Genomic DNA, 21,986 nt, shown 5'->3' with positions numbered 1-21,986 from the left:
AGGGCGGTCGCCCCGGTGGTCGCCCCCGCTAGCGGCGCGGGTCGATGGCGCGGCGGAGGCGGGGGGCCAGGGGGCGTTCGACCCAGCGGTGCATCGTCCAGGCCAGCAGCAGCATGAGCGCGACGGTCCCCAGCAGGGTGGCGTAGGAGGGCAGGCCGGCGCCGCGGTGCAGGGCGCCTATCACCACCCAGCCCAGGTGCTCGTGGACGAGGTAGAAGGGGTAGGTCAGCGCGCCGGCCACGGTCAGCCAGCGCCAGTCGGCCCAGCGGAAGGCGCCCAGCGCGACGGCGGCGACCAGCGCGAAGCCGGCGGTGACGACGGCGATGATGACGGTCGCCGAGCGGTAGGAGAAGGCGTGCACGGACGGCGCGTGCCAGAGCCCGGCGACCGCGTAGTGCTGTCCTATCAGCCAACTGACCAGCACGATCGTCCAGGCGACCGGGTCCTTGCGGCCGAAGCGGTGCAGCAGGTACAGGCCCACGCCGCCGATGAAGAACGGGGCGTACTGCGGCATCAACACGGTGTTCAGGAACGGTTCGTGGGACGACTGGGCCAGCGCGGCGGCCAGCGTCCAGCCGGCGCAGAAGAGGACCACCCGGCCGCGGGTGGCGCCGGGCAGCACCACGCACAGCGCGAACAGCGCGTAGAACCGCATCTCGGCCCAGAGGGTCCAGCAGACGCCGAGCACCCGGTGCACGCCCAACGGGTACTGAAGCATGGTGAGGTTGGTCAGCACCTCGCTGGGGGAGAGCGCCTTGAAGGCGACCCAGGGGAGCGCGAAGACCGCGGTGACCAGGAGGATCGCCACCCAGTACGCCGGGTAGAGGCGGCTGATGCGGGAGGCGACGAAGGAGCGCAGGGTGCGCCCCCAACCGCTCAGGCAGATCACGAAGCCGCTGATCACGAAGAAGATCTGGACGCCCAGGCAGCCGTACGCGAACGCGCCGGACAGGGCCGGGAATTGGTGGGCGGGGGAGTCGCCCCAGGCCCGGGAGACGTCGCCGCCGCGGCCGCCGTAGTGGTAGGCGGCGACCATCAGGGCGGCGACCAGCCGCAGCCCGTCCAGGGCGCGCAGCCGGGAGGCGCCGCCCCGGCCCCGTATCGCGGTGTCCTTGGCGGCGGCCGGCGCGGCGCTCGGGGCGGCCGGCGCGGCGCGGTCCGGTGCCAGGCGGGGCGCGCCGGCCGCCGGTGAGGTGGTGGTCATCAGGCGGCGGCCCACTTCTTGAGACGGCGCTGCCTGAGTCGGCGCTGCGCGGACCGGGCCCGGCGCGCCACCCGGCGGAGCGCGGCATTGCGGGGCAGGAACGCCAGTTGGGACGGGAGCGCGCCGGGCAGCGCCAGCGCGGTCAGCCGGCGCCGCTTGAAGTAGCGGCGGGTGTACGCGTCGAGGTGGGCGGCCAGGTAACGCTCGGCGGCCGGGCGGAGCTGCGGGTAGATCTGGTGCTGCATCGCGTAGCCGACCGCGGTGACCAGCGGGCCGACGTCCGCCGGGGTGGCGAGGGTGCGCGGGGCCGCGCCGCGGTCGGCGAGGTCCGGGACGAGCGCGTCCACCAGCGTCACCGGCATCCGGTTGCTGTTCTGGTACGGCGTCAGGCGGTCCAGCAGCAGCCCGGTGCCGGTCCGGGCGACCGGCAGGTCGAAGAGGGTGGCGGCGGTCAGCAGCGCGGTGGAGAAGCAGCCGACCACCAGCGCCGGGCGGGCCCGTTGGTAGAGGGCCTCGGCGAGCACCGGCCGGTCCAGCACGGTCAGCGCGACCCCGAGCCGCTCGGCCTCCCGCTCCAGCATCCGCGACCAGCGGGCCGGCGCCGACGGATGCGGCTTGAAGACGAGCGTGCGGTGGCCCCGCTCGACCGCCCCCCGCACCATCCGGACGTGCAGCTCCTCTTCCTCCTGCGGGGTGAGGATGGACAGCGCCGAGAGGTACTGCCCGAGCAGCAGCGCCGCGCCCTGAGGGACGCCCGCCAGCTCGCCCAACGCCTCGCTCTCGTCGGCGAGTTCGGCCAGCACCGTGGTGACCGCGTCGCCCGGCACGATCTGCGGCGCCACCCCGAACTCGGTGAGCAGCAACGGCGCCAGGCCCGGCACGAGGTCCAGGTGCAGCACCCGGTCGATCCGGGTGCCGATCAGCGGGTCCAACTTGTCGCGGGTCGGGCCGTAACTCATCAGGCCGTCGGCGTAGACGTCGATCGGGGCGCCCGGGAAGAGCTGGGCGAGCGCCTGCGCCGGGTTGACCTGGATGGACTCCAGAACCAACGCGACCTCGTCGTCGCCCAGTTCCCACAGCAGCCGCAGATGGCGCTCCCACAGCGGGACGTCGTTGGGGCGCGGGGACCAACCGCCGGGGTGGAACGGGCGGATCGTCTCGTTCCACGACAGCACGCCGTCGAAGCGGTCGCGCAGCCGCGCGAAGCCCGGCATCGCGTCCAGCGCCGGGCTGGTCTCCGGGGTCATCGCGTTGTTGGCGATCAGCAGCAGCCGGCGGTCGGCCGGGGCGAACAGGTCGGCGTCCAGGGCGGCGGCCAGCGTCGCCGCGCCGTAGAGGGTGGACGCCAGGAAGATCTGGGTGCGGGGCCGGCCGGGCATCAGGCGGTGACCTCCGCCAGGGAGGTACCACCCTGGTCGGGCGACGCCGAGACCTTGGGGGAGGGGCGGCGGCGCAGTCGCCGCAGTCGGGAGGCGCGCTGTACATCCATGGAATCCAGGGCTTCCTTCAGTACGTCCTGCGGCATGCGTTTCATGGCCGCGGCGCTCAACGCCCGCAAGGTACGGGCGATCGGTGGCTCGAACCGTTCGATCGTGCCGAGGTGATGGGAAATGATCGCGCAATAGGTACGCACCGCCTTCGGCAACAGCAGATGCGCCTCGGGATCGCCGGCGGTGTCCTCGATCACCTGGTCGAATGCGCGAATGAAGTCCAATTGCCGCACGTCCCCGATCTGCGTCAACGAGGACGCCACCCCGCGCCGGTAGAAAACGCCCAACAACCCCGTCACCGCCATGGATTTCGCCTCGCGGTGCAGCCGCCAGATCCACGGCCGGTCCTCCGCGGTGCGCAGCCCGTCGGTGAAGTGCAACAGGCCGTCGTCCAGCAGCCGGCGGTGGTAGATCCCGGCCCAGGCGTAGGCGTAGTCGACCGAGGTGGAGCGGTCGGCGGGCAGGATCACGCTCCGCGGTTCCAGCACCACCCCCCGCCGGCCGTGCGGGACCCGGTGCACGGTGCGCGTCCGGTTGGTGCACTGGACGTGGTCGGTGCGCACGAAGTCGCAGCCCAACTCCTCGATGACGGAAAGGAGTTCGGGGAGGTAGCCGGGGGCCAGCCAGTCGTCGCCGTCGAGGAAGGTGACGTACTCGCCGCGGGCCGCGTCCAGTCCGGTGTTGCGCGCGGTGGCCAGGCCGCCGTTCTTCTCGTGCCACAGCACCCGGGCGCCCGGCAGTTCCGCCTCGGCGCGCCGGAGGATGTCCGGCGTCTCGTCGCGTGAACAGTCCTCGACGAGCAGGAATTCGAAATCCTCGCGAGAGTTCGCCGCCAGGCTTTTCAGAGTATCGGGCGCGTATGTCTGCACGTTGTAGAACGGCACGACGACGGAGAGCTTGACCACCCCCGAGACGTTAGGGGCGGCGCCCGGCATTCGTCTTTACGCGGCGCGTACCCGACGGTGAACGACGCATGGCGGGATGGTTAACCGAGCCGCCGACCGGGCGGTATTCGGGTGGGTTCGGCGTTCGGCGGCCGGCTGTTAACCCGTTGTTGCTCCCGCGTTGGTCCGCCAACCGTCGCGCCTTTCTAGCGTTTTCGACGTGCCATCACCTACCCATTCCGCACCGCGGGTCGCGGTGCTCGCCGATTCGGACACCCGGTGGAAGTGGGGAGCCCTGACCGCGCGTCGGCTCCACCCGGACGCCCGACTCGACGGCTACCTGCTCCGCGGCCGCGCCACCCCGACCGTCCGCCAACTCGGCGAGGTCGGCGCCCGCGCGGACTCGTTGCGGGAGATCAGGGGCGTCGACTTCGTCCGCGAGACGGACCGCACGCGGTGCGACGTGCTGGTGCTGGCCTGCGTCGGCGGCGCCGTCCAGGCGATGGTGCACGGCCTCGCGCACGCCTGGCGCACCGACCGGCGCCGCCCCGTCGTCGTCACCGGCTACGTCGGCGTGGTCTACGAGAAGCTGGCCGACGGGCTGCTGCTGCGGCACGGCGCGGACGTGGTGCTGGCCAACTCCCGGCACGACGCGGACCGTTTCCGCGCGGTCTACCGGGGCGTCGGCGCGCCCGACGACAGCGTCGTGGAGTGCGCACTGCCCTTCCTCGGCGGCGCGCCGTACCGGGCGCCGGACGCGCCGCGCACCGTGGTGTTCGCCGCCCAGCCCTCCGTCCCGGAGACCCGCGAGGCGCGAACGTACCTGCTGCGGCGGGCCGTTGAGCACGCCCGGCGGCACCCCGACCGCGAGGTGCTGATCAAGCTCCGTAGCAAGCCCGGCGAGCACACCACCCACGTCGAGGAACTGCCGTACCAGAAGCTGGCCGGCAGGCTCCCCGGCGGGCTGCCCCCCAACTGCCGCCTGGTGTACGGGAACATGGGCGAGGTCCTGGACCGCACCGACCTGATGGTCACGGTCAGCTCCACCGCCGCCCTGGAGTCGCTGCACCGCGGCATCCCCACCGCCGTCCTCACCGACCTCGGCGTCCGCGAGGCGCTCGGCAACCACCACTTCCTCGGCTCCGGCTGCCTGGCCTCCTGGGACGAACTCGACGCCGGACACCGCCCGGAGCCCGACCCCGCGTGGCTGGCCCGGCAGGGCGTCGCCCGAGGGATGGGGGCACCTCCCGGACGAAGTCCGGGGGAGTACGAGCGCGCCTTCGACGCCGCCCGCGACCGGGTCGCCGAACTGGCCGCCGCCGACCAACTCCCGCCGCCCGCCCCGTACTACACGCCCCGCACCGCCCCCGGCTACCTGCCCGGCATCCTCGCCCGCTACGGCCTGGACCCGCACGGCGCGCCGCTCGCCGGGTTCGCCGACGCGCCCCAAGAGGCCGGCGGGCTACGGCGGTTCGCCCGCGATGCGGTCCGCGAGGCCGCCCGGGGCGCCTACCGGCACGGCGTCCAACGCGTCGCCCCGGCCATCCGCCGCTGGGGGCAACTGTGAGCGGCCCCGGCGCGCAGGTGACGACGGCGGTCGCGCCGTCGCCGAGCAGGCGGAGAAGCGAACGAGCGCGGGCCGCCAGACCCCCCGCCCCCGACCCGACCGAGGAGAGCCCCATGCCCCCCACCGTTGTGGCCGTCATCCCCGCGCGCGGCGGCTCCAAGGGCGTCCCCGCCAAGAACCTCGCCGCCGTCGGGGGCGTGCCCCTGGTGGCCCGCGCGGTCCGCGCCTGCCGGTCCGCGCGCCTGGTCACCGACGTGGTGGTCTCCACCGACGACGCCGGGATCGCCGCCGCGGCCCGGGCCGCCGGCGCGCTCGTGATACGGCGGCCCGGCGAGATCGCCGGCGACACGGCCACCAGCGAGGCCGCGGTCCGGCACGCCATGGACAGCTACGAGGCCGAACAGGGCCGCCAGGTCGGGGCGGTGCTGCTCGTCCAGTGCACCAGCCCGTTCCTCACCGGCGAGGACATCGACGCGGTGGCCGCCGCGGTCGTCGAGGGCGGCGCGGACAGCGCGCTGACCGTCGCCCCGTTCCACGGCTTCGTCTGGCGGGACGCTGAGGCCGCCGACCCCGGCGAGAGCGCCCCCGACGGCGGCCGCGGCGTCAACCACGACAAGTCCTTCCGGCCGCGCCGCCAGGACCGCCCCCAGGACCTGTTGGAGACCGGCGCCGCCTACGCGATGGACGCGGCCGGCTTCCGCGCCAGCGGCCACCGCTTCTTCGGCCGCACCGAGCTCGTCCGCACCGACCCGGCCCGGGTGTTGGAGATCGACGACCCGCACGACCTGGCCCGGGCCCGCGCCCTGGCCCCGCTGCTGGACGCCGCCCGCCCGGACGCGCTCCCGACCGGCGACGACATCGACGCCGTCGTCCTGGACTTCGACGGCACCCAGACCGACGACCGGGTGCTGATCGACGCCGACGGCCGGGAGACCGTCGCCGTGCACCGCGGCGACGGCCTGGGGATCGCCGCGCTGCGCCGCTCCGGGCTGAAGCTGCTGATCCTCTCCACCGAGCAGAACCCGGTGGTCGCCGCCCGCGCCCGCAAGCTCAAGGTGCCCGTCCTGCACGGCATCGACCGCAAGGACGTCGCCCTGAAGCAGTGGTGCGAGGCGTCCCACGTCACCCCGGAGCGGGTGCTCTACGTCGGCAACGACGTCAACGACCTGCCCTGCTTCGACCTCGTCGGCTGGCCGGTCGCGGTCGCCTCGGCCCACGACGTGGTGCGCGGCGCGGCCCGCGCGGTCACCACCACCCCCGGCGGCAGCGGAGCCATCCGCGAGATCGCCGGCTGGCTCCTGGGCCCGTCCCTCTAGCCGCCGCCCGCCCCCGCAAGCCCCCGTCCCCCACCCAGCACGCCCCCCGAACACGGAACGAAGGAACCTCCCATGAGCAGCAACTCCCGCCTCCGCTCCCTCGGCGACCGCGAGGTCGGCCCCGGCCGCCCCGTCTACGTCACCGGCGAGATCGGCATCAACCACAACGGCGACCTGGAGAACGCGTACCGGCTGATCGACGCCGCCGCGGACGCCGGCTGCGACGCGGTCAAGTTCCAGAAGCGGACCCCGGAGGTCTGCACCCCGCGCGACCAGTGGGACATCGAGCGCGACACCCCCTGGGGCCGGATGACCTACATCGAGTACCGCCACCGCGTGGAGTTCGACGAGGACGGCTACCGCGCCATCGACGCGTACTGCAAGAAGCGCGGCATCGCGTGGTTCGCCTCCCCCTGGGACGTCGAATCCGTCGCGTTCCTGGAGAAGTTCGACGTGCCCTGCTACAAGGTCGCCTCCGCCTCCCTCACCGACGACGAGCTGCTGCGCGCCCTGCGCGCCACCGGCCGCGCGGTCATCCTGTCGACCGGCATGTCCACCCCGAAGCAGATCCGGCACGCCGTCGAGGTGCTCGGCAGCGACAACATCGTGCTCTGCCACGCCACCAGCACCTACCCGGCCAAGGCCGAGGAGCTCAACCTCCGGATGATCCACACCCTCCAGGCCGAGTACCCCAACGTCCCGATCGGCTACAGCGGCCACGAGACCGGCCTGCAGACCACCCTCGCCGCGGTCGCCCTCGGCGCCGCCTTCGTCGAGCGGCACATCACCCTCGACCGCGCGATGTGGGGCTCCGACCAGGCCGCCTCCGTCGAGCCGCAGGGCCTGACCCGCCTGGTCCGCGACATCCGCACCATCGAGGAGTCGCTCGGCGACGGCGTCAAGAAGGTCTACGAGAGCGAGCTCGGCCCGATGAAGAAGCTGCGCCGGGTCCCCGGTGTGGTCGCCGAGGCCGAAGCCGCACAGGGCGCGGACACCGGCTCCGCCACCGACCGCGAGCCGGCCACCGTCTGACGCGGGGAGCGGAGTTCACCACGTGTGCCCATCCGAAGGGGCCCGCGCCACCGGCGCCGAGGTCCCGCCCGAGGAGGCGAAGGGGACTCCCGCCCGTCGCCTCCTCGGGGTCCCCCGGCAGCGCAACCGGACCGAATCCGACGGTGACCAGATGAGCCCCGCCCCCGCGGAAACCGGCACCCTCGCCTTCGTCGAGAGCCCGGTGCAACTCCTCAACGTCCTGGAATGGGCGCACGGCTGGGCCCGCGGAGGTGGGGCCGCCGAGCTCACCGTCGTCGTGCTCGCCCCGCACGACCCGATGACCCGCGGCCAGTTGCGCAGGATGGCCGAACTCGCCCGCGACGAGGGGCACACCGTCCGCTGGGAGGAGGCCCGCGGCGGCACCGCCGCCCCGCTGCGCACCATCGGCGGCCTCACCCCGCTGCTCCGCCGGGCCCAACGGGTCGTCCTCGGCGACCCGTTCTCCCGTTACGTGCAACTGCTGTTGGGCCTGAGCAGGGCCCGCGACCTGGTGGTGGTCGACGACGGCACCGCCACCATGGAGTTCATCGGCCAACTCGCCCGCGGCGAACGGCTGGTGCGCTGGCACCGGCACGGCGCCGGGCGCGGCCCCCGCGACCTGCTGTTCGCACCGTTCGCCGGCGCCGCCCGGCGCCGCCTCACCCCCGGACCCCAGGACGCCCGACGCCGCCGCACCGTCGCCCTGTTCAGCTCCATGCCGGTCCAGGTGCCCGACGGGATGGTCGTCACCGCCAACGACTTCGCCTGGACCCGCAGCCGCTTCGGTCCGCCCCGGCTGACCCGCACCGCCGACATCGTCGGCACCTCGTTGGTGGAGACCGGTGTCGTCGACGCCGACCGCTATCTGGCCGCGGTCGCCCGCCTCGCCCGCGCGCACGGCGCCACCCGCTACTTCGCCCACCGCCGCGAGAAGACCGCCAAACTGCACCGGTTGGCCACCGAGACCGGGTTGGAGGTGGTCCGCCCCGACCTGCCGCTGGAGTTGATCGCCCGCCGCGGCCCGGTGGGCCGGCTGGTGCTCAGCTTCCCCTCCACCGTCGTCCACACCCTGCCGCTCGCCCTCCAGGGCACCGGAGTCCGGGTCGCGGTCTGCGACATCGACCCCGCCTGGCTCACCGCCCACGCCTCCCCGCGCGCCCAGGGTTTCCTCGACGGCGTCACCGGCACCGCCCGCGATGTCCAACGCCTCCCGGGAGCACGGCCCGAACCCGAACCCGGAACCCGAACCAAGGATCCGAACACCCCGGTCGAACCTCATAGCTGAGCCTGACAGCGAGCGATAAAGCCCTCGTTCATACCCCTCGCAAAATCCGTCCATGCGCCCGGCTGCCTAAAATTTCTTCCCCTGAGGGGCTGAACTTTTGTTGATCGAGGGCCAGTTGCCCCGTTCGGACCCGTAACCTTCAACGGGTGAACCAACTGATGTCCCGCGCCGCCGACGAGCCGCACACACCCGCCCTGCCCGGCACGCTCCCCGCGTCCCTCCGCGCCGAACTCATCGCGTTCCGCCGTGACTTGCACATGCACCCCGAGCTCGGCAACCAGGAGTACCGGACCACCGCGGCGCTCAAGGAGCGCCTGGAGCATGCCGGCCTCGCCCCCCGGGTACTCACCGGCGGCACCGGCCTCGTCTGTGACATCGGTAGCGACCACGACGCCCCCGGCGGGCGGCTCGCGCTGCGCGCGGACATCGACGCCCTGCCCATCCCCGACACCAAGACCGTGGACTACGCCTCCACGATCCCCGGCCGGGCCCACGCCTGCGGGCACGACGTGCACACCACCGTCGTGCTCGGCGCCGCCCTGGTCCTCGCCGAACTGGCCCGCGAGGGCCGGCTGACGCGTCCGGTGCGGCTGCTGTTCCAGCCCGCCGAGGAGGTGCTGCCCGGCGGCGCCGCCGAGGCCGTCGCGGCCGGGGTGTTGGACGGCGTCGGGCAGATCCTCGCGGTGCACTGCGACCCGCGGGTGGACGCCGGCCGGATCGGGCTGCGCACCGGCCCGATCACCTCCGCCTGCGACCGCCTTGAGGTCACCCTCGAAGGGCCCGGCGGCCACACCGCCCGCCCGCACCTGACCACCGACATGGTCACCGCCGCGGCCCGGGTCGCCGTCGACGTGCCGGCGCTGATCGCCCGCCGGGTCGACGCCCGGGTCGGACTCGCCATCACCTGGGGCCGCCTGGAGACCGGCCACGCCTGCAACGTCATCCCGCAGCGCGCCGCCCTCGCCGGCACCGTCCGCTGCCTGGACCTGAGCGCCTGGCGGCAGGCGCCGGACCTGGTGCACGCCGCCATCGACGAGGTCGCCACCCTGCACGGCGCCAAGTCCCAGATCGACTACGTCCGCGGCGTCCCGCCGGTCGTCAACGAGGAGGACAGCGCCCGGTTGTTGCACGACGCGATGGCCGCCCGCCGGGGCGCCGCGGCCGTCGAGGACACCGAGCAGTCCCTCGGCGGCGAGGACTTCTCCTGGTACCTCGAACACGTCCCCGGCGCGATGGCCCGGCTCGGCGTCCGCCCGCCCGGCGAGCTGAGCGGCCTCGATCTGCACCGCGGCGACTTCGACGTGGACGAGCACGCGATCACCGTCGGGGTGGAACTCTTCACCGCCGCGGCCCTGCTCCATCCCGCGCGGACCGAATAGATCGCGCCACTTGCCGCCAGCACGGGCGGTCGGCCTCGGGCCGGCCGCCCGCCGCGTTCCCGGGGCGCGCGCTGAGAGACGAATCGATAACGGCCGCGCAGCGGAGGGTTTTGCGCCAGGTCTACGCGCGTTAATCTCCCGTCAAGCCAGCGCCACTGGGGGCGCTGACAGCGAAGGGAAGGCCCCGTGCGTCGGGTCATCAGGATTGTCGCCGCGGCCACCGCCACCGGGTGTCTCGCGCTCACGGCCACCGCCTGCGGGCAGAGCTTCGCGGAGGCTCACCGCGCCTCGCACGCCGGCGTCGGGCTGGCCTTCGACATCGGCGGCCGGGACGACCACTCGTTCAACGAGGCGGCCGCCCGCGGCGCCGAGAACGCCCGCCGGAAGCTGGGCGTCAACGTCAAGATGCTCACCGCCAAGAACGGCGAGACCGAGGCCGACCGCGAGCAGCGGCTCACCTCCTTCGCCGAGGCCGGCTACAACCCGGTGATCGGCGTCGGCTTCGCCTACAGCCAGTCCGTGCAGAACGTCGCCAAGGACTTCCCCGACATCACCTTCGGCGTGGTGGACGCCGTGCCGACCGGCAAGAACGTCGACGCGATGGTCTTCGCCGAGCACGAGGGCTCGTATCTGGCCGGCGTCGCGGCCGCGTTGAAGAGCAAGACCCACAAGGTCGGCTTCATCGGCGGGGTGAACAACGCGCTGATCCAGAAGTTCCAGGCCGGCTTCGAGCAGGGGGTGCGCGACACCGACCCCAAGGCCAAGATCCTCTCGCAGTACCTCTACCCCAACAACGACAAGGGGTTCAACGACCCGGCCGCCGCCAAGGCCAAGGCCCAGGGCATGCTCGACAGCGGCATCGACGTGATCTACTCGGCCGCCGGCCAGTCCGGCGCCGGCTCCATCGAGGCGATCAGCAAGGTCAAGGGCGCCTGGGCGATCGGCGTCGACTCCGACCAGTACCGGCAGCCGGGCCTGGCCCGCTACAAGAACCACATCCTGACCTCCGTGGTGAAGAACGTGGACGTGGCCGTCTTCGACCTGATCCAGAGCGTCCAGCGGCACCAGCCGCTCACCGGAGTCCACACCTACGACACCAAGCACGGCGGTGTCTCGCTGGCCACCTCGGGCGGCTTCATCAAGGACATCCAGCCGCAGATCGACGCGGCCCGGAAGAAGATCATCGAGGGTCAGGTGAAGGTCAAGGAGACGCCGTAGCTCCCGCGGTTTTGGGCACGGCGCCGTCACCCGGAGCGCCAACGCCCCACCGCCGTCCGCTTCTTCGCTTTCTTCCGCTCCTTCGCCCTTGAGGGGAGTGCGTCATCAACGCAGCGCCCACCAGCAGCAGCCCGCCCGATCAGGACGCCCCTGCTGTAGAACTCCGCGGGATCACCAAGAGGTTCCCCGGCGTCGTGGCCAACCACGACATCCACCTCGCCGTCCGCCGCGGCACCGTCCACGCCCTGTGCGGCGAGAACGGCGCCGGCAAGTCGACCCTGATGAAGATCCTCTACGGCATGCAGAAGCCGGACGAGGGCACCATCGCGCTCGACGGCGAACAGGTCGCCCTGCACTCCCCGGGCGACGCCATCGCCCGCGGCATCGGCATGGTGCACCAGCACTTCATGCTCGCCGACAACCTCACCGTGCTGGAGAACACCGTCCTCGGCGCGGAGAAGCTGCACGGCATCGGCGCCGGCGCCCGCACCCGGATACGGGAGATCTCCGACGCCTACGGGCTGAACATCCGCCCCGACGTGCTCGTCGAGGGCCTCGGCGTCGCCGACCGGCAGCGGGTGGAGATCCTCAAGGTGCTCTACCGCGGCGCCCGCACGCTGATCCTCGACGAGCCGACCGCGGTCCTGGTCCCGCAGGAGGTCGAGGCGCTCTTCGACAACCTCCGCGAGCTCAAGTCCGAGGGCCTGACCGTCATCTTCATCTCGCACAAGCTGGGCGAGGTGCTCTCGGTCGCCGACGACATCACCGTCATCCGGCGCGGCACCACGGTGGCGTCCGTCGAGCCGGCCGCCACCACCCCCAAGCAGCTCGCCGAGTTGATGGTCGGCAGCGAGCTGCCGTCGCCGGAAACCCGCGAATCCACCGTCACCGACGAGGAGATGCTGCGGGTCGAGGACGTGCACCTGACCGCCACCGACGAAGGCGGCGCGGTCCGCACGGTGCTGGACGGCATCTCGTTGACCATCCGCAAGGGCGAGGTGCTGGGCGTCGCAGGCGTCGAGGGCAACGGGCAGGCCGAGTTGGTCGAGGCCGTCATGGGCACCCGCACGCCCGACCGCGGGACGATCACCCTGGACGGCGCCGACCTCTCCCGCGCCACCACCCGCGCTCGCCGCGAGGGCGGCATCGGCTACATCCCCGAGGACCGCCACCGGCACGGCCTGCTGCTGGACGCCCCGCTGTGGGAGAACCGCATCCTCGGCCACGTCACCGAGCGCCCCAACAGCAGGGGCAAGCTGCTGGACCTGGCCGGCGCCCGTGCGGACACCGAGCGGATCGTCGCCGAGTACGACGTGCGCACCCCCGGCATCGAGGTCACCGCGGCCTCGCTCTCCGGCGGCAACCAGCAGAAGCTGATCGTCGGCCGGGAGATGAGCCACCACCCCAAGCTCCTGATCGCCGCCCACCCCACCCGCGGGGTCGACGTCGGCGCGCAGGCGCAGATCTGGGAGCAGATCCGCGCCGCGCGCCGGGAGGGCCTGGCGGTCCTGCTGATCTCTGCCGACCTGGACGAGCTGATCGGCCTGTCCGACACCCTGCGGGTGATGTACCGGGGCCGGTTGGTCGCGGACGCGGACCCCGCCGTGATCACCCCGGAGGAGTTGGGCTCCGCCATGACCGGTGCCGCCAGCGGCCACCTCAGCGCGTCGGACGACGCCGCACAAGGGGGTGCGCAGAAGTGAGCACGACCACCCCCGCGCCAACGGGCGGACAGCGGGCCGCCGTTGACGCCCTTGCGCGCAGCGCCACCCGGGACAAGGTCCTGCTGGCCATCGCCGCGCCGGTGCTCGCCATCGTCGCCGCGATGGTGATCAGCTCGCTGGTCTTCCTGGCCTCCGGCGAGAGCCCGTTCCGGGCCTACGGGATCATGGCCGACTACGGTCACTACAGCGACAGCCAGGTCTGGATCATCAACAAGGCGGTGCCGTACTACCTTTCGGCGCTCGCGGTGGCCATCGGCTTCCGGATGAACCTCTTCAACATCGGCGTCGACGGGCAGTACCGGCTGGCGGCCTTCGCCGCGGCCGCCGTCGGCGGGGCCATCGCCCTGCCCGGCGCCCTCCAGATCATCCTGCTCATCGTCATCGCGATGCTGGTGGGCGCGGTCTGGTCCGGCATCGCGGGCCTGCTCAAGACCACCCGCGGGGTCAGCGAGGTGATCACCACGATCATGCTGAACTCCATCGCGGCCTCGGTGATCGGCTACTTCCTCCAGGACGGCCGGCTCGCCATCAAGGACGGCAACCTCCTGCACACCAAGTTCCTGCCGGAGTCCAGCCACTTCTTCTCCTTCCCCACCCACCCCAAGCCGGTCGAGGGCTTCGTGGTGGTCGCGGTGGTCGCCGGCGCCCTGTACTGGTTCCTGATCAACCGCACCCGCTTCGGCTTCGACCTGCGGGCGGTGGGCGCCTCCGAACCGGCCGCCGAGGCCAGCGGCGTCAGCGTCAAGCGGATGGTGGTCATCTCCATGCTGCTGTCCGGCGCCGCCGCCGGCCTGGTCGGCATGCCCACCCTGCTCGGCGAATCGTTTCAGTACGGCACCGACTTCCCGGCCGGCATCGGCTTCACCGGCATCGCCATCGCGCTGCTCGGCCGCAACCACCCCGTCGGCATGGCGTTCGGCGCCCTGCTGTGGGCGTTCCTCGACCGCACCGGCTCCCGGCTCGAATTCGAGGGCTACGCCCAGGAGATCGTCGGCGTCATCCAGGGCGTGATCGTGCTCTGCGTGGTCATCGCCTACGAGGTCGTGCGGCGCTACGGACTCCGCCTCCAACAGCGCAAGGTCGGCGAGGAGTTGGCCGTACTGGCCCGCACCGGCACCGACGCCAGTGACAAGCCGGAGGTGACGGCGTGAGTACCGAACTCAACTCCGCGGCGCGGGCCGCGGCCCCGGGCACCGGCGGCCGGAAGCGGAAGCTGACCTACCCCCGGATCCTGCTGATCGTCGCCGGCGCGCTGGTCGCGATCTCCGCCCTGCGGGCCGTCAGCGGCGCCGGCGACCTCACCTCCGCCGGCCAGTTCGGGGCCGCGCTGAGCGCCGCGGTGCCGATCGGGCTGGCCGGTCTGGGCGGCCTGTGGGCCGAGCGGTCCGGCGTGATCAACATCGGGCTCGAAGGCATGATGATGCTCGGCTCGTTCGCGGCCGGCTGGGCGGGCTGGCAGCACGGCCCCTGGGTCGCGGCCGCGGCCGGCATCATCGGCGGCGCGCTCGGCGGCCTGGTGCACGCCGTCGCCACCGTCACCTTCGGCGTCGACCACATCGTCTCCGGCGTCGCCCTCAACATCCTCGCGCTGGGCGCCACCCAGTACCTGGCCACCCTGTGGTTCGGCCAGGAGGGCAGCGCCGCGATGCACGCCGGCGGCAACGACAAGCAGTCCCCGCCGATGGCCGACATGCCCACCTTCACCGTCCCCGGCCTGGCCGACTGGCTCAACGGCATCGAGGGCCACCACTGGTTCCTGGTCTCCGACCTCGCCGGCGTCCTCGGCGCGGCGGTGACCAACGTCTCCTGGCTCACCCTGCTCACCATCGCCCTCTTCGTCGGCACCTTCTTCCTCCTCTGGCGCACGGCGTTCGGCCTGCGGCTGCGGTCCTGCGGCGAGGCCCCGCTCTCCGCCGAGAGCCTGGGCGTCAACGTCGCCGCGTACAAGTACGCGGCGGTGATGGTCTCCGGCGCCCTGGCCGGCCTCGGCGGCGCCTTCCTGGCGATCAGCGTGCACTTCTACCAGGACGGCCAGACCGGCGGCCGCGGCTACATCGGCCTGGCCACCATGATCTTCGGCAACTGGCGGCCCGGCGGAGTCGCCCTGGGCGCCGGCCTGTTCGGCTTCATGGACGCGATGCAACTGCGCAGCGGCGGCCCGACCGTGCACGCCCTGCTGCTGGGCCTGGCCGCGCTGCTCGCCGGCCTGGCGCTGGTGCGGCTGCGGGCCGCCAAGCGGGCCCAGGCCGCTGTCGCCGGCGCGGCCGCCGCCATCCTGCTGATCTGGTACGCCCTCTCCGACAGCGTCCCGCTGGAACTGGTCGAGGCCAGCCCCTACCTCGCTACGCTGCTGGTCCTGGCGCTCTTCTCGCAACGCCTGCGGTCCCCGAAGGCGATCGGAAAGCCCTACCGCCGCGGCCAGGGCCACTGATCCCGCACCACCACGAGGAAGTACCCCACGCATGACGCACGATGTGCCGGTCGACTGGACCGCACTGCGGGAGCGGGCCCGGGACGCGATGTCCCGGGCCTACGCCCCCTATTCCGGCTATCCGGTCGGCGCCGCCGCCCTGGTGGACGACGGCCGCACGATCACCGGCTGCAACGTCGAGAACGCCTCCTACGGCCTGGCGCTGTGCGCCGAATGCGGCCTGGTCTCCGCCCTGTTCGCCGGCGGCGGCGGTCGGCTGACCGCCTTCACCTGCGTCGACGGCGCGGGCGAACTGCTCGTCCCGTGCGGCCGCTGCCGACAACTCCTCCACGAACACGGCGGACCGGACCTCCTGGTGGACACCGCCGCCGGCATCCGCACCCTGGCCGAACTGCTCCCGGACGCCTTCGGCCCCGGCCACCTGGCCCGCTGACGACGGGCGGCGCCGCCCGCCGCCCGTTCTGGCCGTCGCCGCATCTATGCGTGTAGAACGGGAGGCGGTGAGAACGGGACCCACCCGTTCTCGGCCTGCCCGTGCGAAAGGAACCCACCCATGGACGTCATCTCCGTCATCCGTACCAAGCGCGACCGCGGCGAGCTGACCCCGGAACAGATCGACTGGGTCATCGACGCCTACACCCGCGGCGAGGTCGCCCACGAACAGATGTCGTCCCTGGCGATGGCCATCTACCTCAACGGCATGAACCGTGCGGAGATCGCCCGTTGGACCGCCGCCATGATCTCCTCCGGCGAGCGGATGGACTTCTCCTCCCTCGCCCGCCCCACCGCCGACAAGCACTCCACCGGCGGCGTCGGCGACAAGATCACCCTCCCGCTCGCCCCGCTGGTCGCCGCCTGCGGCGCCGCCGTCCCGCAGCTCTCCGGCCGCGGCCTCGGCCACACCGGCGGCACCCTCGACAAGCTCGAATCCATCCCCGGCTGGCGCGCCCAGCTCTCCAATGCCGAGATGCTCGACGTCCTGAGCACCGTCGGCTCGGTCATCTGCGCCGCCGGCGACGGCCTCGCCCCCGCCGACAAGAAGCTCTACGCCCTCCGCGACGTCACCGGCACCGTGGAGTCCATCCCCCTCATCGCCTCCTCGATCATGTCCAAGAAGATCGCCGAGGGCACCGGCTCCCTCGTCCTGGACGTCAAGGTCGGCTCCGGCGCCTTCATGAAGCACCTCGACGACGCCCGCGAACTCGCCTCCACCATGGTCGGGTTGGGCACCGACCACGGCGTCAAGACGGTCGCCCTCCTCACCGACATGTCCACCCCCCTCGGCCTGACCGCCGGCAACGCCCTCGAAGTCCGCGAATCCGTCGAGGTGTTGGCCGGCGGCGGCCCGCAGGACGTCATCGACCTGACCCTCGCGCTGGCCCGCGAGATGCTCGACGCGGCCGGCCTGAAGGACGCCGACCCGGCCAAGGCCCTCGCCGACGGCTCCGCCATGGACCACTGGCGCCGCATGATCACCGCCCAGGGCGGCGACCCCGACGCCACGCTCCCGACCGCCCGCGAAACCCACGTCGTCCCCGCCCCCGCCACCGGCGTCCTGACGGCCCTCGACGCCTACGCCGTCGGCCTCGCCGCCTGGCGCCTGGGCGCCGGCCGCGCCCGCAAGGAAGACCCGGTGCAGGCCGGCGCCGGCATCGAACTCCACGCCAAGCCCGGCGACCAGGTCACCGCCGGCCAGCCCCTCCTCACCCTCCACACCGACACCCCGGAAAAGTTCGACTACGCCCTCGCGGCGCTGGAGGGCGGGGTGGAGGTCGGCCCGTCGCACGCGACGTTCGAGGCACGGCCGGTGGTGCTGGGGCGGATCGGCTGACGCGCTACGCGGGACCCCGCCGGATCCACCGGCGGGGCTCCGCCGAGGCCGTTCGTGGGCTCAGCTTCCTGCTCCCTACCCGGCCAGGGTTTCCGTGAGGCAAGCGCGGGCGGCCTCGACGAAGACCTCCCGAGCCCTCTTGAACGCCACCCAGTCCTGCTCGTCCTTGCCGGCCCGTCCAAGGAGCCGGATCCGCTCGATGACGGCCTGCGCCTCTTTGTGCGGCCCGACCGGCTCGATGAGGATCCGGTTGAAGACGTCTCGGGTGACCGCGTAGGCGGCGTCGTGGGCCTCTCGCGCCGCGTCCGGGCTCGGATACTGGCCGTCGGCCTTCCGCCAGCACACCGACGACTCGGCGTCGGCGGCGCTCAAGAACGCGGCGTACGTGTCGCGGCGGGACGAGTAGAGGTCGGACGCGGTGGCGCTCATGGGCATCTCCGTAGTGCGGGGGCGGGAGCGCTGTCACGCTACTCGCACCTGCGGCCGCGCTCACCCCTCCACCGGAGGTTCCCCTGTTGGCGCGGCCGGTCAGCAGTCCGTACCTGCGATACGAGGGTCGCCGTAACGCACCGAGCGGTGCGGGGACCCGATCGGCTCCGCGAGTTCGTCCGAACCGTCCTCCGTCGGCCCGCATGCGGCGTCCGGAGCGCAGGCGAGCTGCGGCGAGCAGGTGTCGAACGACGGGTTGCAATCGGGCAGGCAACTAGGGCTGTTGGCGGTTGGCGCCGTGTCCGGGAACACCCGGGCGAGTTCTGCGCGGGCGCCTTGCATCGCGGCGCCGTTGTAGATCGAGGCGAGGCCCTGTTCGCGGACGTTGCCGACCATCATCCAGCGGGCGAAGACGCAGGGCCAGACGCCTCCGTCCGGGCCGATGGCGAACTTGTTGCGCCCGCAGCGTCCACAGAGCTTGGCGACGTCCGGGCCGGCGCCGTCGGCTCCGCGTCCGAAGGGCCTGAGCCTGTCCGTCCTGACATCGCGCAGCCCGATGTCCAGCAGGTCGCGGCGGGCCTCGATGACACGTTGCCCTTGCAGGACGTTGATCACGCTGCCCCTCATGGGGATCCCCAGGGCCCTGGCCTTCTCGATGTTGGCGCGCGTACGGGCGTGGGATCCGCGGTTCTCGGTCACGTCGTCGTGATCGCTGCCCTCATCCGAGTAGTAGCTGAACGCCAGTCGGACGCCCGGGAGTTGCAGTGCCTCCCAAACGTCGTCGGTGAGGTGGGTGAGGTTGCTGAACACCTCGATGCGCATCCGGTGCCGCCGGGCGTGGCGGAGGTACGAGGGAAGGCTCGGGTGGAGAGTGGGTTCCCCGCCGATGAACTGCACGTCTCGGACGTGCAGGGCGGCGAGTTCGTCGAGGACGCGGAACCAGTCGTCGTCGGTCATGATGCCGTGATTCCCCTCGGGCGAGGAGTCGGCATAGCACTGGCGACACCGGAGGTTGCAGAAACCGGTGATCTCCAGCCAGGCGAATTGCGGGCCCAGCGGCGCAAGGGCGCGTGGCAGTAAGGGCATGGACTCTTCCTACGGGTAGGGGTCTTCTTAGGTCACGCGCAGGGGAGCGCGCCCGGTGCTTCGTCAATCGCCGGCGAGGACAGGTCAGTTGCTCGTTCGTCGAGGTGCCGGGCGGGGTGTGCTCAGGGATTCCTCCGCCCGTGCGGGTGACTACGGATTTCCCGGCTGACCTCGAACAGCTTCTTCTCGTCCCGCGCTTCCAGTGCCCTGTCCCGCTCGTTGCTCAGGGCCGCGCAAACACGGCACCCGGGCACCGGACGAGCCTCGTACAGCCACCCGTCGATGGGCAGCTCAAGCGGCCTCGCTGAGTAGCGCGTCGGTTCCGTCATCGCGGGCCCACCCGGTACACCGCAAGGGTCATGACGTCCATGGAGCCTCCTAGTTGATGCCCTGCTGCCCTTCAGCGCGGGTTGAGAAAGCGCCGGGCCGCCCGTCCCGGGCGCTGGCCCGGTGAACACCCCCAGCCAACCCCTGCCAACCGCTGCGATCCACGGCATCCGTGCGGCACCCTTGACGCACCTGCGATGCATGGATGCGCCACGTGGGTAGGACCTTGGTCAAGCGGGGAAGGAGGCCGGGGTGGGCCTCGCTGAACGCAGAAAAGTCATGGGCTACAGTCAGGAGCGCTTTGCCGCCGTAGTCGGCGTCGATCGCACAACGGTCGGGCGCTGGGACCGCGGAGAAACGACGCCCGAGGCGGTTTACCGGCCCAAAATGGCCGAGGCGTTGCAACTTGGCCTCGCAGAACTCGACGCATTGCTGACTCCGCCGCCAGCAGACTTCCCGGAGTGCACCGCGTCGCCGCCATGCGACCGACACGGCTCTGAGGGAATCGACGACATGATCCGACGCGAGTTTCTCCGCATCATGGTGGTGGCAGGCTCCTTGACGGCGCTGGCACCCGATGATGCCGACGCGATAGCGGAGGTGGCCTCCCGGGGCTCGGCCGAAGACTTTCGCCTCATGAATGGTCATCTGTGGCAGGTCTATCAACTGGCGCGTTCCAAAAGCTCCGTGAACACCGTTGTGAAGGATCAGCTCGGTGCTCTGAACGAAGCGCTCAAGGAATCGAGCCGGGTGGGCGGTCTGTACGAAGCCGCGGGCGACCTGTTCCAACTCTTCGGAGAGCTCTCATTCGACGGCAATCGCTACACCGACGCTGCCGCGTCCTACGCCCTCGCGGCAGAGGCCAGCAGTCACGCCAGGGCGTTCGATCTGTGGGCCTGCGCGCTCGTCCGTCACGCCTACGTCGATGTCTACGAACGGCGTTACGCGGAGGCCGCGGAAACGCTGGACATCGCGCGGCGCGTTGCCAAGCGTGGCGACAGTGCGTTGTCGACCCGCCATTGGGTCGCCTCGGTGCAGGCTGAGGTGTATGCCGGACTGCAGGACCTCGGTGCCTGCGAAAAGGCTCTTGGTGAAGCGCAGCGGGTAGCCGACCTGGCCATGCCGGTCCACCCAGGTGGATGGCTTCGATTCGACGGCTCGCGACTCGCGGAGGAACGAGGGGCACGCTATGCGCAGCTCGGGCGGCTGGACCTTGCCGAGGAGACGCTGAGGCGCGCCCTCGAATCGAAGACGTTGTCCCAAGGGCAGTCATTCCGGCGCCGCGGTGCGGTTCTCGTGGACCTCGCGGCAGTTGGCGCGAAACGCCGTGATGCGGAGCAAGTCGTGACGTACGGCGGCGAAGCTCTCCGCTTGGCCAAGCAATCGGGCTCAGGATATATCGCCCGCAGGCTCCAGGCTCTACAGGGAGACCTGAGAACCTGCCGACGAAATCGTCGAGTTGTCGAATTGAACGCTGAAATCAGCGCCCTGTGAGAGGCGTTGAGAAAGGGGCAAGAGTGTCGCAGCAAGATGGCGCGAGGGTGTTCCGGGAGGCGTGGATCGCGGGGGTGCGCGAAAACTTCCCCGGTGAGCCAAAGGCGGGCTATGTGACACCCTGGGAAGAAACCCCGGACTGGGAGCGGCAGGCTGCGGGCGCGGTGTACGACCAGGTTCGCCATTTCCTCGCCGTGAGCGAGGGGCATGCGGCGCGACTCTCGCGGGAACAGAAGGGCCGGTTTGTCGCCGTCAGTTGGACGGCGCAGATGTACAAGCACTTCGAAAGTCCCAAGCCCGGGTACGTGGCCGACTGGTCGGACCTTCCGGAGTGGCAACGGGAAACCGACTCGGACATCTTCGAGGCCATTGAGAAGTCGCTGATGTGAGGAGCTGCCGCGCCGGTCGAGCCACGCCATCGACATCGGCCCGGCCGGCGTGGACTCGACCCCGTCCGACGGCTTGCACACCGTCCCCATAACCAACCAGCGGGCCTGCCGAGTTGACTCACCGAAGCGCCAGCAGGTCCACCAATTCGCCAAGGCTCCCGATCCGCCAGTCCGCGGTCGAGGTCTGCTCGTCGTCCGCCCACAGGTGTCCCCATGGGCCCCGGCGCAGGTGTGCCGCGCGCAGCCCAGCGGCGCGCGCCGGCACCACGTCGTTCTGCGGATGATCACCGACGTACAGCACCTCGCCCGGCTCGACACCGGCCAGTTCGACGGTGCGGGCGAAGAAGTCCGGGTCCGGCTTGGCCACTTCCCACTCCCCGGACACGGCCACGGCGTCCACCGGTAGGTCGAGAGCGCGCAGGAGAGCGCCGGCCCGACGGGTCTGGTTGCCCGCCACGACCACGCGCATCCCGGCGTCGCGGAGCGCGGCGAGCGACAGCCGGACGTCGGGGTACAGGTCGGTCTCGTCCAGGAACTCGCCCCGGCCGGCCCGCTCCATCGCCGCCCGCTCCGCCTCGACATCGAGGCCCGGCCGGACGAGCCGAAGCGCGTCGGCGTTGTCCCGCCCCTGCGCCACCACCGCGCCGACCAGGGCGGACAACGTGTGCCGACCGACGCCGAGCCAGTCGGCCCAGGCGCCCCACCCGCGGTCGTCCCGGATCAGGGTCTCACCGACATCGAACGCCACAGCACGGATCATGCGGGCAGCCTACGGGGGACCCCACCGCGGTCGGCGAGGGTGTGCCGGGCAGGTTCCGCAACGCCTCAGGCCGGACTGCGTCGTTGGCGTAGCGGGCCCGCACGACAGCGAAGAACCCGCCCCACCAGGACAGGTGGTGG

General features: G+C 71.8%; 19 protein-coding genes. 13 read left to right on the top strand and 6 right to left on the bottom strand.

Annotated elements, in window-relative coordinates; all coding sequences use genetic code 11:
• Window positions 1-28 precede the first annotated feature (28 nt).
• Genes PV796_RS15395 through PV796_RS15385 form a run of 3 tightly spaced genes read right to left on the bottom strand, consistent with a single transcriptional unit; the run spans window position 29 to window position 3,599 of the window.
• On the bottom strand, window positions 29-1,204 hold the full coding sequence (locus PV796_RS15395; protein ID WP_274913715.1) for an acyltransferase family protein: 1,176 nt from the start codon (window positions 1,202-1,204) through the stop codon (window positions 29-31).
• Window positions 1,204-2,583, bottom strand: a complete 1,380-nt coding sequence (locus tag PV796_RS15390) for a polysialyltransferase family glycosyltransferase (protein ID WP_274913713.1) — start codon at window positions 2,581-2,583, stop codon at window positions 1,204-1,206. Before PV796_RS15390 ends, PV796_RS15395 begins: the two co-directional genes overlap by 1 nt.
• Window positions 2,583-3,599, bottom strand: coding sequence for a glycosyltransferase family 2 protein (locus PV796_RS15385; protein ID WP_274913712.1), 1,017 nt, complete (start codon window positions 3,597-3,599; stop codon window positions 2,583-2,585). The genes PV796_RS15390 and PV796_RS15385 overlap by 1 nt, the downstream gene beginning before the upstream one ends.
• Window positions 3,600-3,798: 199 nt before the next feature.
• Between PV796_RS15385 and PV796_RS15380 the strand changes: the two genes are divergently transcribed.
• The 11 genes from PV796_RS15380 (at window position 3,799) to PV796_RS15330 (ending at window position 17,361) form a co-directional block, all read left to right on the top strand.
• Window positions 3,799-5,145: a DUF6716 putative glycosyltransferase gene (locus tag PV796_RS15380; protein WP_342456914.1), complete on the top strand. Its 1,347-nt coding sequence runs from the start codon at window positions 3,799-3,801 to the stop codon at window positions 5,143-5,145.
• Window positions 5,146-5,258: 113 nt separating this feature from the next.
• Window positions 5,259-6,461, top strand: coding sequence for an acylneuraminate cytidylyltransferase (locus PV796_RS15375; RefSeq protein WP_274913711.1), 1,203 nt, complete (start codon window positions 5,259-5,261; stop codon window positions 6,459-6,461).
• A 72-nt stretch (window positions 6,462-6,533) separates the two neighbouring features.
• A complete protein-coding gene (locus tag PV796_RS15370; protein WP_274913710.1) occupies window positions 6,534-7,493 on the top strand; it encodes an N-acetylneuraminate synthase family protein in 960 nt (319 codons plus the stop codon).
• 151 nt (window positions 7,494-7,644) lie between these two features.
• Window positions 7,645-8,778 (top strand): hypothetical protein, encoded by a 1,134-nt coding sequence (locus PV796_RS15365; protein WP_274919041.1) that lies wholly within the window; start codon window positions 7,645-7,647, stop codon window positions 8,776-8,778.
• 158 nt (window positions 8,779-8,936) lie between these two features.
• Window positions 8,937-10,157 carry an amidohydrolase gene (locus tag PV796_RS15360; RefSeq protein WP_274919040.1) on the top strand — a complete coding sequence of 407 codons (1,221 nt, stop codon included), beginning with the start codon at window positions 8,937-8,939 and terminating at the stop codon, window positions 10,155-10,157.
• Between the two features lie 186 nt (window positions 10,158-10,343).
• The gene (locus tag PV796_RS15355; RefSeq protein ID WP_274913709.1) at window positions 10,344-11,375 is read left to right on the top strand and encodes a BMP family lipoprotein; all 1,032 of its coding nucleotides are present in this window, start codon (window positions 10,344-10,346) and stop codon (window positions 11,373-11,375) included.
• Window positions 11,376-11,569: 194 nt separating this feature from the next.
• Entirely contained in the window at window positions 11,570-13,078 is a 1,509-nt protein-coding gene (locus PV796_RS15350) for an ABC transporter ATP-binding protein (RefSeq protein ID WP_342456913.1), read from the top strand.
• Window positions 13,075-14,250, top strand: coding sequence for an ABC transporter permease (locus PV796_RS15345; RefSeq protein WP_274913708.1), 1,176 nt, complete (start codon window positions 13,075-13,077; stop codon window positions 14,248-14,250). Before PV796_RS15350 ends, PV796_RS15345 begins: the two co-directional genes overlap by 4 nt.
• Window positions 14,247-15,530: an ABC transporter permease gene (locus tag PV796_RS15340; RefSeq protein WP_274913707.1), complete on the top strand. Its 1,284-nt coding sequence runs from the start codon at window positions 14,247-14,249 to the stop codon at window positions 15,528-15,530. The genes PV796_RS15345 and PV796_RS15340 overlap by 4 nt, the downstream gene beginning before the upstream one ends.
• 31 nt (window positions 15,531-15,561) lie before the next feature.
• Window positions 15,562-15,963 (top strand): cytidine deaminase, encoded by a 402-nt coding sequence (locus tag PV796_RS15335; protein WP_274913706.1) that lies wholly within the window; start codon window positions 15,562-15,564, stop codon window positions 15,961-15,963.
• Between the two features lie 120 nt (window positions 15,964-16,083).
• Window positions 16,084-17,361, top strand: a complete 1,278-nt coding sequence (locus PV796_RS15330; protein ID WP_274913705.1) for a thymidine phosphorylase — start codon at window positions 16,084-16,086, stop codon at window positions 17,359-17,361.
• A gap of 75 nt (window positions 17,362-17,436) precedes the next feature.
• On the opposite strand, the gene PV796_RS15325 is transcribed toward PV796_RS15330, so the two are convergent.
• Both PV796_RS15325 and PV796_RS15320 read right to left on the bottom strand, forming a co-directional pair.
• A complete protein-coding gene (locus tag PV796_RS15325; RefSeq protein ID WP_274913704.1) occupies window positions 17,437-17,790 on the bottom strand; it encodes a hypothetical protein in 354 nt (117 codons plus the stop codon).
• 99 nt (window positions 17,791-17,889) lie between these two features.
• A complete protein-coding gene (locus PV796_RS15320; protein WP_274913703.1) occupies window positions 17,890-18,876 on the bottom strand; it encodes a radical SAM protein in 987 nt (328 codons plus the stop codon).
• A 579-nt stretch (window positions 18,877-19,455) separates the two neighbouring features.
• Here PV796_RS15320 and PV796_RS15315 point away from each other — a divergent pair.
• Both PV796_RS15315 and PV796_RS15310 read left to right on the top strand, forming a co-directional pair.
• Entirely contained in the window at window positions 19,456-20,697 is a 1,242-nt protein-coding gene (locus PV796_RS15315) for a helix-turn-helix transcriptional regulator (RefSeq protein WP_274913702.1), read from the top strand.
• A 23-nt stretch (window positions 20,698-20,720) separates the two neighbouring features.
• Window positions 20,721-21,086, top strand: coding sequence for a hypothetical protein (locus PV796_RS15310; RefSeq protein ID WP_274913701.1), 366 nt, complete (start codon window positions 20,721-20,723; stop codon window positions 21,084-21,086).
• 118 nt (window positions 21,087-21,204) lie between these two features.
• Here PV796_RS15310 and PV796_RS15305 read toward each other — a convergent pair whose 3' ends face one another.
• A complete protein-coding gene (locus tag PV796_RS15305) occupies window positions 21,205-21,846 on the bottom strand; it encodes an HAD family hydrolase (RefSeq protein ID WP_274913700.1) in 642 nt (213 codons plus the stop codon).
• Between the last annotated feature and the right edge of the window lie 140 nt (window positions 21,847-21,986).

It is taken from the genome of Streptomyces sp. WZ-12 (assembly GCF_028898845.1).
GTDB lineage: Bacteria > Actinomycetota > Actinomycetes > Streptomycetales > Streptomycetaceae > Streptomyces.
This window is presented reverse-complemented; position numbering and strand designations above follow the sequence as displayed.